The 11,743-nt window shown below is 68.8% G+C and carries 9 protein-coding genes; 4 read left to right on the top strand and 5 right to left on the bottom strand.

From position 1 onward, the window contains the following. Positions 1–64: 64 nt before the first annotated feature. Both ACIOKD_RS41830 and ACIOKD_RS41825 read right to left on the bottom strand, forming a co-directional pair. Positions 65–2,431 (bottom strand): DEAD/DEAH box helicase, encoded by a 2,367-nt coding sequence (locus ACIOKD_RS41830; RefSeq protein WP_402093711.1) that lies wholly within the window; start codon positions 2,429–2,431, stop codon positions 65–67. A 124-nt stretch (positions 2,432–2,555) separates the two neighbouring features. Further along, positions 2,556–3,980, bottom strand: a complete 1,425-nt coding sequence (locus ACIOKD_RS41825; RefSeq protein ID WP_402093710.1) for a hypothetical protein — start codon at positions 3,978–3,980, stop codon at positions 2,556–2,558. A 325-nt stretch (positions 3,981–4,305) separates the two neighbouring features. Between ACIOKD_RS41825 and ACIOKD_RS41820 the strand changes: the two genes are divergently transcribed. Beyond that, entirely contained in the window at positions 4,306–5,787 is a 1,482-nt protein-coding gene (locus tag ACIOKD_RS41820; protein ID WP_402093708.1) for a hypothetical protein, read from the top strand. Positions 5,788–5,860: 73 nt separating this feature from the next. Here ACIOKD_RS41820 and ACIOKD_RS41815 read toward each other — a convergent pair whose 3' ends face one another. Further along, on the bottom strand, positions 5,861–7,066 hold the full coding sequence (locus ACIOKD_RS41815) for a hypothetical protein (protein WP_402093707.1): 1,206 nt from the start codon (positions 7,064–7,066) through the stop codon (positions 5,861–5,863). Continuing rightward, positions 7,063–7,719, bottom strand: a complete 657-nt coding sequence (locus ACIOKD_RS41810; RefSeq protein WP_402093706.1) for a hypothetical protein — start codon at positions 7,717–7,719, stop codon at positions 7,063–7,065. Before ACIOKD_RS41810 ends, ACIOKD_RS41815 begins: the two co-directional genes overlap by 4 nt. A gap of 516 nt (positions 7,720–8,235) precedes the next feature. On the opposite strand from ACIOKD_RS41810, the gene ACIOKD_RS41805 reads away from it, so the two are divergent. The 3 genes from ACIOKD_RS41805 to ACIOKD_RS41795 all read left to right on the top strand — a co-directional run bounded on the left by ACIOKD_RS41805 (position 8,236) and on the right by ACIOKD_RS41795 (position 10,392). Further along, positions 8,236–8,976 (top strand): hypothetical protein, encoded by a 741-nt coding sequence (locus ACIOKD_RS41805; RefSeq protein ID WP_402093705.1) that lies wholly within the window; start codon positions 8,236–8,238, stop codon positions 8,974–8,976. Positions 8,977–9,142: 166 nt separating this feature from the next. After that, positions 9,143–9,337, top strand: a complete 195-nt coding sequence (locus tag ACIOKD_RS41800) for a hypothetical protein (protein ID WP_402093704.1) — start codon at positions 9,143–9,145, stop codon at positions 9,335–9,337. Positions 9,338–9,516: 179 nt separating this feature from the next. Beyond that, positions 9,517–10,392, top strand: a complete 876-nt coding sequence (locus tag ACIOKD_RS41795; protein WP_402093703.1) for a GNAT family N-acetyltransferase — start codon at positions 9,517–9,519, stop codon at positions 10,390–10,392. A gap of 133 nt (positions 10,393–10,525) precedes the next feature. Here ACIOKD_RS41795 and ACIOKD_RS41790 read toward each other — a convergent pair whose 3' ends face one another. Further along, positions 10,526–11,554: an ATP/GTP-binding protein gene (locus ACIOKD_RS41790; protein ID WP_402093702.1), complete on the bottom strand. Its 1,029-nt coding sequence runs from the start codon at positions 11,552–11,554 to the stop codon at positions 10,526–10,528. Between the last annotated feature and the right edge of the window lie 189 nt (positions 11,555–11,743).

Here is an 11,743-nt window from a genome sequence, read left to right as displayed (position 1 = left end):
CGCCGAGCGGGCGACGGCCGAACCAACGAACCTGAACACCCGTCAACCCCTCCTGACCAGCTGATCAGCATCTCTCGCGCAGCGGGGGAACCTCAAACAGGAACGGGCCGGTGGGGGAGTAGTCGTCGACCTCGAAGTCGACGTCGGTGAGCGAGTAACTGCGGTCGTTGTAGGTGAGGGTGTACCGGTCACGGGAGCCGAGGTAGACCTGCCAGGGCCACTGAACGCCCAGCAGCGCGTAGGGGGGCCGTGCGGTGATGTCCTGGGGGATGATGAACCCGTCGACGATCTGTTCCAGGTTGATGGTGCTGTCCAGCAGTTTGGTGCCCTGCTGGTCGCACCAGTCGGTCCAGGCCTTCAGGCTCGGGGCGGTGGTGGGGGACCAGAACCGGCCCGAGGCCGCGGCGCTGATCGAGACGCTGTCGCCGTCGTCGAAGCCGGACGTGGCGATATGGGTCTGGGTTTTGTGCTCCTGAGCGGTGTCGAAGCCCTGAGAGACGTCACTGCCGACGTGCAGAGAAAATCGGGTGAAGTAGTCCCGCGCGTCCTTGAGCCCGACGTTGGTCGGCACCAGCCGGTCCAGGCGGGCCAACACCCGGTAGGTGCGCGCCCCGTTGATCAGCTCGCTGCCCTCGCCCAGCACCGCCTCGGCGAGCTCCTTGTAGGTGCTCGACTTCTCCGAGCCGTGGATGTACAGCAGCCGCCTGGTGGTGTCGAAGTAGAGCACGATCAGTTCGTAGACGACCTGTTCCAACTCCTGCGGTGCGCCCCAGCGCACGGAGGTGCGTCGTTCGATGACGTACCAGGCAACGGGGGAGTCCTCGCCGCCCAGGGCCATGGCGTCGTCCAGGATGCGCTCGTTGTCCTTGCAGAGCGTGAGGGCGGCCTCGGGCCGCCATCCGGCGGTGGCCGCGCGGTAGGCGACCGCGCTCATCTTCGGCTGCAGCACGCCGACCGCCACCTCCTCGGGCGCACCGGTGAAGCTGGTGTCGAAGCTGCTGGTCTCCTCGGCGGCCAGGGTGGCGCGGTCGGTGAGGTCGCGCAGCAGATGATTCCAGTCGGCGTCCTCGCGCAGCAGGCGGCGCAGCGGTGAGGCGCCGGCGGCCGGTTCCTGCGCGATGAACACAGTGGCCTCGCCCAGTCCGTCCGCAGCCCGCGTGAACCGGCCGACGAACTGGATCATCGGGCTCAGGCTTTTGCGGGCCGCGTGCATTGCCGCGATCTTCAGGGCGGGCTCGTCGAACCCCTCACCGAGCATGTCGACGCAGATGATGATGCGGCACTCGCGCTCCCGCAGCGCGGTCACGGCCGCTTTGCGGCGCGTGACGCCCACGTCCTGGTGCACCACGATGGGATTGAAGCCGGGCGCCAACTCCTGGTAGAGCAAGCCGAGTTCTTCCGCCCTCGGAATGCTCTCGGCCCGCGCCATCAGCAAGTGGTCGTGCCCGGCTTCCAGATCGGCACGCAACTGACCAACAGCCAGCTCGGCCAGTTCCCGGTCGACGTCCTCGACACCGAACACCGCCCGGTAGTTGATGTGCGTGAAGTACTCCAGCCGCTGGGCCTCCCGCAGCGGGAATCGGAACACGGTACGGCCGGGCAGTCTGCGGCCATCCTCCCGAAACGGGGTGGCGGTGAACAACAACACCGGCCGGTCGGAGAAGCCGTCGACCACCCTCGCCCACGTATCCGCGGGGGAGTGGTGCGCCTCATCCACGATCAGATGGGAGAACGACGACAGCAGTGCCATCCGTACATTCCCCACGCTCCTGCTCAGGATCTGCGGGGTGGCGACGACGACATTGCAGGCCCCGACGAACCGAGCCGCCTCTTCCGGGTCCTTGAACCCGTGCTCGAACCGGCCCACCCGCGGCCGCAAGGCGCCGGCCTTCACGATCTGCTCCTGCTGCAGGATGCCGAGCGTCTCGAACTTCCCCGCGATCTGGTCCCGCAGAGCCGCACTGGGCACCAGTACGAGCAGCCGCTCCATCCGCGCGGCCACCAGCAGCGCCAGCATGGTCTCGGTCTTGCCGGTGCCGGTGGGCATGACCACGATGCCCGGGTCGCCAAGGCCCGAGGCCCAGTGCCCCATCACCGCGTGCAGGGCGCCGATCTGCGGGCGGCGCAGACTGTGCGGCTCACCGTACGGGCGGAAACCGATCGCTTTGCGATACGACTCCACCACCGTCTGCGGCGTACAGGCGAGGCTTCCCTGCCAGCGCACCTCTTGGCCGGACCGGCTGGGCAGCACGGCCGTCAGCTCGTCGACGGCGTCGGCTACGGTGCGCACAGCGGGCCAACTGCCGTAGACGTTGGAGACCCGCAGCATCCCGTCCTCGTCGGTGACCTCCAACGCGCTGCCCGGGACCAGCAGTTGGCGGATCTTGTTGCCCGCGATCTTTTCTTCAGCCCACACGGGCTGCGTGCTCACGTTCATACCAGGTGCTCTCTGTTACAGATCTGGGTGACGGCCCGCGGTGGTTGGGCAGATACGCGAGGCGCATGCGAGGAGGGTGGGATCGACTCGACTCACGGAAGCGGGGTGATGCCGTGGTTCAGCGGCGGTGCCCGCGTTCGGCAGAGCGTGCAGAGACGTTGAGGAAGTCCTCGAACCAGTTGTCCGGATGCAGAGCGGGCGGGACGGCGGAGGGCCCGGAGCCGTCTGCTTCAGGAGAGTTGTACTTGCTGTCGTACAGCCACAGCACGTCGTCATCCTGGAAGAAGAAATCCGAGCAGGCGTCGAAGTCGTAGTCGTCACGGTGCGTGGGCAGCGCCGCATGCGCGCTGTTGCCGGGTTCCAGATGGGCGGGGGCATCGCCGAGGGCGAGATGCAGGACCATTTCCTCGGCCGCGCAGGTGGGCCGGGGCCAGGCGCCGCGCCGGAGCTCGCCTGCCAGATCGTCGCAGGCCCGGGCGAGATTGCGGCGCCACTGCATGTTCTGACGCCACGTCACTTGCGGCAGACGTGAGAAGAAGCCCCATGCACCGTCGTCGTCCTTGGTGACGGGACGCTCACCCAACTCGGCGGCGTCGTCGTAGGCCGCCTCGGCAAGCTCTTCCAGCGCGCTGAACAGCAGATCGGCCGTGCGCGGCGTGAACGTCCAGTGGCACTTCTGGCAGTCTTCCTTTTCGCAGTCGCACACCTCGGGCAAGGCGAAGAGCGAGGCGAAGTCCGGCTGCGGCTCTTCAGGCCCAGCCGCAGTGGTACCGGTGTGTCGCGAGGGAGCGGCGTAGGGGTTGGCGGCCTGCTGGAGCCGCCAGCCGGTACCGAAGTTGATGCGGACGGGTTCGGTCGACCAGTCGGCGACCTCGTCTTCCCGTGCGGACAGCAGGAGTTGGCCTTCCTGGGCATCGGTCAGCCACTCCATGCCGGGCAGTTCTCCCGTGCTCTCAGCAGCGAACATGACCGCGCCCACGAGGTCGTGCGGATCGTCCTCGCCCAACTCCTCGTCCGGCATCGGCTCCCAGCCGCCGGCCGCGGCAGCAGCGAGCGCCTTGGCCTGGTCGTACACGTGGAACTCACGCAGCTGCACCACCCGGACCACCGGGCCCGGCAGGTCGGCCAGCCGGGCATCCTTCGGCGATCGAGTGGCCGAGACGGGAAGCTCGGGTTCGTCTTCAACCGGCCCCTCGAGCGGGTCGTCGGCAGGCCCTGAGAACAATGCGGGAGCAGTGCTGGGCCACACGCCGGCACGGGCGCGCTCCAGGGCCTGACGGAAAGACGCCGCCGGGGCGTCCGGCAGCTCCGTGGCGATCTTTCGTGCCGTGATCTCCTGCTGCTCGGTGAGGGCCCCGTTGAGGGCGGCGGACGACAGCAGTCGGGCCGCGTGCTGGGCCACGTGGGCGTCCCGGCAGGTGAAAACGGCCTGCACGCAGGCGGGTCTGTTCGCATGGGCCAGCAGGACAAGGACGCGGCTTTTGCTGCTCGCGTGCTCGCACAGAAAACTGCGGGGCACGGCTGAAACGGGTGGTGCTGTCACAGGAGTACTCCAACGACCGCGGCCGGCCACGGGCCGACCGCATACGGCAGGGGAAGCGGCTGGTAGGCGCGGTGCAGCCGCATCTCCGGACAGCGTAAGAGTCAAAGGTGACTGGTGTTGTCGATGCGATCGGCAACCCGGGTCAGTCCAAGACCATAGCCGGTCGGTACGTCTGCGTAAGGCCTTTTCGGCATCAATATCCCCGACAGGCCGGAGCAGCACCCACGGGGCGCCGTGTGTCACGGGCGCTTCGGACGGGCGCAAGTCTTTCATCCTTGGTCGACTTCGCGGCGGCTGTCAGACCCGCCCGCTACCCTCCCCAGACATGACTGCATCCCGCCGTCCGGCACCCGAACTGCCCGGCGACCCGGCCCGGTTACGCCTGGTCTACACGTACGGCCATCCCATCGCGCCCTACGACTTCGAGGACACCCTGGAGCAGTGGCACGTCTCGGTACGCCTCTTCCACGCAGAAGCAGAGGAGTGCCCCCAGGGGTGCAGCGAAGCCTGCGAGCGGGCCATCGAGGAGGGCACGGAGATCGGCTACCTGCTGCTGTGCCGGCTGCGGGATTACACCGCGGACAACCGGTGGGAGGCCGCCGACGCGGAGTCGGGCGATCTGGAATCCATCGCCTCGACCGTCCTCGACCCCCGGACCGGGCAGTACACGGACGCATTTGACGAGGCCATCGAATGCCCGGTCGGTGACCTGCTGATTCTCGACCGGGTCTTCCTGGACACACCGTGGCGCGGCTTCGGACTCGGTCCCGTCCTTGCGGCCGAGGCAATCCGGCGCCTGGCCGGCGGCTGCTGCGCGGTAGCCGCCGAACCCGGCATGGCCGAATGGCCCGATGACCGGGAGGAGGTGTCCGAGTCCTACCGGCAACAAGCCCGCCGCAAGATCGCTGCGTTGTGGGAGAGCATCGGGTTCGCCCACTTCCGAGAAGGCGTCTACCTGCTGGATCCCGCCTTGCGGAAAGCTGGCGACCTGCTGGCCCAGCGGCGCGAGGAACTGCTCGAGCTCTCGCATGCCTACCGTCCGCGAGCCGCCTCGCTCACGATCGTTACGGAGCCGGAGCCGGCAGCGCAAGGAGCGGTCGCGTCGGACCGGCGGCCGCAGGTCCGGGAGGGCTGGCTGGAGACCATCGGGAGCGTGCGCGCCGAGGACTCCTTGCTCTATCTGCAGGGCCGCTGTCAGCAGGCCGGGTGGGACAGCCGCGACAAGCGAACAGCACTGGCCCTGGTCACTGACGTGACGAGCGAAACGGATCTGCGGGAGCTCGGCGAGCAGATCCAGGACCTCCACTTCGGACTGCAGAAGGCTTTTGCCGACGCGGTCACATTCTCCGCCGATTCCTTCAACGTCGGTCCCTTCCGGGAAAACCCCAGCCGGCTGGGGCCGTTGGCCGGAGTGTGGGTGTACGGGTCGAACCTGCACGGCCGGTACACGGGCCGCTCCCACGGAGTAGGAGATGCCTGCCAACACGCGAGGTCACTGGGCCCGCGCCTGGAACGGATCTCCCTCGCGCAACTGCTTGAGCTGGAAGACTTCTGGCAATGGAACGGGCCCATGTGCTCGTTCTGCAGCGGCTGGTCGGGACAGCGCCTGACCGAGGAGCAGTACGCCCACTACCTGAGTACGACGGACGGTCGGCGAACGACCTCTGCCCGAGGGCCGGCTTTGGCCCGGACCGCAGAAACGCTGGTGTCCTGGCCGCGCCCGAGGGACAGACGGCCGCCGAGTACGTCACCGACGTCCAGCGCCTGCTGGCTCCCGACTACGACACCCGCCAAGCACGATGGCTGACCGAGGAGACGGCCGACGGGCATCAAGGGCCGACCGGCCGCACTGCCTACTCCTGACCAGTTCTCCCCGCTGGTCAGGCCGTCTCGGCATCCAGCTGGGCAGGAATGTAGCGGTTGCTGCGGTCCAGGCGAATCTCACGCACCCCGGTCAGCGGGTGGGCCAGGGGGTCGTTGACCGCGGCGATGATCTGCATCGGCGTACCGTCCGCATCCGCGACGGCGGCCGCGTCGGCGAGTTGCTGCATGAGCCGCTCGGCCATCTGCCCGTCCAGGCCCTGGCCGCCCAGGCCGCTGAGCGGCGAGTCGACCATGAAGAACAGCGGGAGCAGCACCGTCGGCACGGAGCGTGCCAGATCGCGCAGGGCGAGCATGGCGCAGAGGTTGGCCAGGGTCTGCGGGCCGCCGGCCACTGCCTGGTCGTCGAAGGCCAGTCCGTCCACGTGGGGCAGGAACATCTCGGGGTCGATGTGGGCGTGGCGCACATCAGGGTTGACCGCCTTGAGCCGGGCGAGGAAGTGGTGCGACCACTGTTCCACCAGCTGCTTGAGCTCTGTGGCGAGCTTCTTCTCCGCTTCCTTCCACATCTGGTGCGCCTGGTCCTTGGCCTCCTGCAGCCGGTCCCGTTCGGCTTCCAGCGCTGCCAGTACCCCGACTTCCTTGATTCGTTCCTGGAGCTGCTCCAGGCGTCCGGCCAGGTGAGCAGCCTCCTTCTCGTGTGTGAGGGCGGCCGCCCGGCATGGGTCGAGGGTGGAACGCGTGAAGTCACCGATCACCTGCTCTGCCGCCCGTACCGTCTCCCGGGCCGTGTCTTCCGTCTCCTTGGCCCGCGCCAGCTCGGTTTCCAGCCGCCCGCAGGCCTGCCGGGCCGAGGCGAGCGACTCTTCCGCCGCCGCGAGGAGGGCCGCCTGGTCCGCCAGCCGCTGCGCGTGCAGCGCGTCCTTCTGTTTGCACACCCGGCAGTGGTCATCGGGAAGGCCGTCCGCCTGCAGCACCTGAAGGCACTGCGGACAGTGCTGCGGCACGGACGCCCGCTGCCTGAGCCCCTCCAATCGGCCCTCCAGGAGCCCTTCATGGCGCAGGGCCTGCCGCAGCCGCTCCTCCACAGCGCCGGTATGGCGGCGCGCCGACTGGTGTGCCGACCTTGCCTGGTCGCGCTGTTTGTCCAGCTCGGCCACGTGCCACTGATGCCTGCTCAGCTCCGCTTGGGCCTGCTTCGCCCGCTCGGCCGCGGCCGCGTGCTCCTGCTTCCACAGCTGCTCGGTCGCCTCCAAGTCCATCAAGCCGGGCAGCCCGGCATCCCGGCGCGCATCGCCGCGGCCGACGCCTTCGCCTGTGCGTGGGCCGACTTGGCCTCCTGGAACCGCTGCTGGAGTCCGTCGATGTGCTCGTCGTGCAGGCCCAGCAGCACCCGCCCCGTCAACCGGCGGACCGCGTCGCTTCCTCCGCCCAGATAGGCGGTGGCAATGGTGGACTGTCGCAGCGCCATCCACCGCTCCACCTCGGCCAGTCCGACCCGGCCCGCGCCGCTGCCCAGGAGCGGGATCCCCAGCAACTCCATGACGAACTCGCTGGCACTTTGCTCGCCGCCGCGCCCGCGGGCGACTGGCCGACGCACCTCGCCGAGGGCTGGGTCGCTGAGATTCTCGAAGGACACATAGCCGCCGCGGTGCACCGCCGGCCGCGTCGCCTGCCACCGCGTATCGCCGACACGGAACACCAGACGGACCTGGGTGCACGACCGCACCGCATGCATGATCTTCCCGCTGTTGAGGCCCAGCGGGTACAGCAGCGACTCAAAACCCGTCGACTTGCCGGACCCGGAGCAGCCCACGAGCAAGGTCAACACGCCGGTGAAGACCTGACCCACCCAGTCGCCCTGGACCTGGAATTCGTGCCGCTCGATGATGAAAGACCGCCGACGCACCGCGCACATCTCCCCTCCACCCGGCCCGCACGGCCGAGTGCCTAGGCACCAACGAACAGCGCACGCCGCACGAGACGGGTGCCGTCGCACCTCATCCGCACGGATGATCAGTGGGCCCGCGTCCCCGGGCGGGACCTTCCGGCCGGGCGGCCTCACGCCGACACCGTTGACAGGGAAGGCCGCCGCCGCGACACCGCTGCCGGCGCACGGCCCCGAAGCACCTGAGGGAAGACATCCACCGGAGGCGATGCAGGAGTCCCCGGAGCGTCAACCCGGAGTCACGGCGGAGAGTTGACCAGACGTCATCACCACGCAGACGCCCCTGCCCGACAGCACAGGCTGAGCCTGCCCGGGGAGGGCGTCATATGCCTGCCCACCGGATCGCGTAAATGCTCGACCATCACACGAAGTAGCGAGAAGGTGATCACATCCACTGCTCTTCGTCTCATCGGTCGTTGCCCTGGAGGAGAGACACCACAGGCCAAACGGGCCCAGCCGTCTCCGTGACGAAGCAGGGGGCATCCCATGGGACGTACGAAGAAGAACAAGCCGCGCCACAAGCTGCGCGGACTGCACGACGCCGGCCAGCGCCGAAGCGCCAGGGCGCGCGCGGCGCAGATCGCCTGGACACCGCTGAAGCAGGCATGCGGCTGTGTGGTCGACTGGGGATGGAGCAGCCAGACCGCCGACCCGATGACGTTCACCGAGTGGTACACCAGCCGCCTGACCGTGCCCTGCCCCTGGCACGCCGATCCCGCGGCCGGGGCATCCGGCGCCGCTCTGCCCAACGAGCTGGCCATTCAGCCGCACGGCACCAGCGTGCTGTTGCACGCACGCAAGGCCGCCGCCGACCGCCACGAGCTCGGTGGCGAGCTCGCCTCCCGCCTCACTCACCTGATGGAGACTGCTGGCCGGGGGAAACTGGCGCTCCTGGACGACGCGCCAGCTGGCTTCCGCAGCTGGCTGATCGCCAACACCGCCGATCCCGCCCAGGCCTGGCTCGACCACGAGCTGTGCGAGATCATCCTCAACCAGGGCCGCTCCGCCCTGCCGCGAGAACTGCTCGAGCACCTGCCCGAACAGCTCCGGACCTCTTCCTCCGAGAGCCCCCAGCCGGAGAGCGCGGCCTGCAACATCTGCTCCTTCTCCGCCGCACAGGGCGGCATCCTGTGCGCCTGCGGACACGACTGGTCGTGCCACCCCGGCCCGGCGGAGCAGGGCGAACCGTGCTCGCACTGCCCCTGCGCCGACATGCAGCACGTCTGAATACCCGCACCCGCTCTGCAAAGGACCGTCCCCGTGAACGCCTCTGCCCTGCCTGTCTCCTGTCCGCCCGCCCCCGCCTCCGGCGCATCTCGTGCTGTGTCCGTGTGGGAGCTGCTCCACGAGGCCCTGCACGCGCGCGCCCGCCCATCCTTGCCAGGGCGGCACCATGACGTACACCTCCAACCTGCTGGGCGTGCCGGTGGCCCGCGACAGCCTCCTCGCCCTGGCCGACCTGCTGGCTTCCTCCGGCGGTGAACTGGAAGACACATCCCTGCGCCTGGAAGGCCACGACAAGGAGGGCACCGTCCTGGCCGAGACCACGCGGCGTGCCCGGCGCTTCCGGCTGGGCCGCGGCTACTGATCCGGGGTGCACCGGCTGTGCCGGCAGCCCGGATGCGGCCTTGGACTCGACCAGCACCGCACGCTGTGCGACCCGCATATGGAGGCCGGCGGCGCGCCGGCGGTGAGAGAAGAGACCTGCCTGGTCGCCGAGGGCCTGAAAAGGACGGTGAACTCGGCTACTTCAGCCGTGACCAGGCCATGCAGCAGCTGATGGAGGCCGCAGTCGCCGTCGGTATCCCGGCCGCGGAGCACGCACACTACTTCGCCGTGCGACTCTACCTGACCGACGCCGACAGCGCGGAGGAATGGGACTACGACGATCACGAAATCGAGATCAACGAGGACAGGTGGCGCCTGCTGAGTTATGTCGGAATGCGGCCCGTGAAGGAGCCAGCCCCGACCAGCCGCGGCGCCGCTCGCCAGATCGGGCCTCTGGACCCGCTGCAACTTCCCGGCTCCCCGGACCACTTGCTGCTGGACTACAGGTGCACCCTGGACGCTCTGCCGTCCTGGCGGTCCGAGAACAACATCGAGTACTGGCACGTGGGCGTGCACCACCGCCTGCCGGACGGGGCGGAGACAGATGCAGAACGCGAGTTGGGGCAGGTCGGCCGGCTGGTGCTGGCGAAGGCCGTCTGGGGACAGGACCCCCAGGTGTTTGACCCCGATAATGCGCTCTGCGTCGGCGTCACTGCGGCCGCCGCCTTCGACGCCGTCGACAACCCACACAGCCCGATTCACCGGCTGGGCGTCGGACAGGACGGAGACCTGCTGCTCCTGCTCCAGGTGGAACTCGACCCGGCGTGGCGGGGCTTCGGGCTCGGCGCCATCCTCACTCGCCAGGCCCTTGACGTCCTTGGCCGGGACTGCCGGGTGGTCGCCACCGGAGTCGACGGCACGGACTCGCCGGCCGGCCGTCTCGCACAGGCCGCCGGATTCCACCGTGTCGGTCCCGGTCTGATGGTGCTCGACCGGTCCCGTCAGGACGAGCAGACGGCGTTGCTGCGCAGGCTCCATTGTTCGCTCCTGGTCTCCCTCTCCAGCCCGTACCGCAATGCCGAGCCGCCCTTTTGACCAAGCCGCACGGCCGGCGCCGCATCCTCGGCACCCGGCCTGTTCATCCGGTGCAGGAGCAGCCCAGTCCGGCCGGCCCGGCTGCTTCCACACCGGCGGGCCGCGGTATCCACGGCAGCATTCTGCGTTTCCGTCACCAGGCCTGCAGCGGATCGTCGTCGAAGCGGCCCACCAGCTGGCTGTCCAGCAGTTCCTCGGTGATCGCCTCGATGCCGGTCTCGATGGCCTCCTGCGCGCTCTGGCACACGAGGTAGGACAGCGCCTTCATGTAGCCGCCGGTACGGCGGTGCAGGTGGGCGGCGAGTTTGAGCAGGTCGCCCGGATGGTGGTGGTGCAGGCACAGGCCCTCGTCGAGGGCCTTGACGACCTGGTGGAACAGCTCGTAGTCGTCGGTGCTGTAGGGGATCGGATTGACCGCCAGGGTGGGAATGCCGCCTGCGCCGCCGTCGGGCGGGCCGGGCCGCCTGCCGCGGCGGGCCTCGTTGACGATCTCCCTGGCACCGATCCCGCAGTAGACGAAGGAGACGTTGCATTCGGCGGAGAGGTAGCCGAAGTAGTCGAAGGCCGTCTTCAGTTCGGAGTTGTCCAGGCGGTCGATGCCGTCGACGAGGACCAGGCGGGTGCCGCGGGTCTTCATGACGTGGCAGACGGGCCCGGTCATGTCGGTGCTGCGCTGGCTGCTCTCGGGGTCTTTGGTGTGCTTGTGGCCCAGAAACTCGGCGAACGGAACCGACATGTCCAGCTTGCTGCCCGGAGCCAGGGGGGTGTTGATGTGGATGACCGGGATCCGCTTGGGGGCGGCTGGCAGCCGGTCGCGGACGAATCCCTCGTAGGTTCGGCCGATCTGCCGCAGCACCGTGGTCATCCCGGTCTCGCCCGGCCCGTCCACGGCCAGGTGCAGCGGTCCCTCGCTTCGGGGGCCGCCCACCAGCCACAGCCGCCGTGCGACGGCTACCGCCTTCTTCAGCGCCGGAGTCTGCACGGTGCGCATCGTGGCGTGGTAGAGAAGCCGCGGATCGTCGAGTTCGACGGGGCCTTCGGTGAGCGGGAAGGCTGCCAGGTCGGGCGGGTCGATGACCCGGTCGAGCTGGGCCTGCCAGCCCACGCGGGTCGTCGGTGGCAGGAACCGGGCGGCGACGTCAGGAGTTTCGGGCAAAGACATGACAAACGTCCTCGGAGCAGCCGACGGCGGCCGGTGCGGGTATCCGCGCCGGCCACCGCTCACAGACGGAAAAAGGAGCTAGGGCCCGTGTGAGGTCGTGATCAATCTCGGGTTTTGGTCCCGTGCGTGGGTAGGACCTGGTAGGACGATGGGTGTGACACGTAGGCAACTCACCGACGAGCAATGGGA

It is taken from the genome of Streptomyces sp. NPDC087844, from assembly GCF_044742785.1.
In the GTDB taxonomy this organism is placed as follows: Bacteria; Actinomycetota; Actinomycetes; order Streptomycetales; family Streptomycetaceae; genus Streptomyces.
The sequence above is the reverse complement of the archived record's forward strand: the minus strand, read 5'-3'. Positions and strand labels throughout refer to the sequence as shown.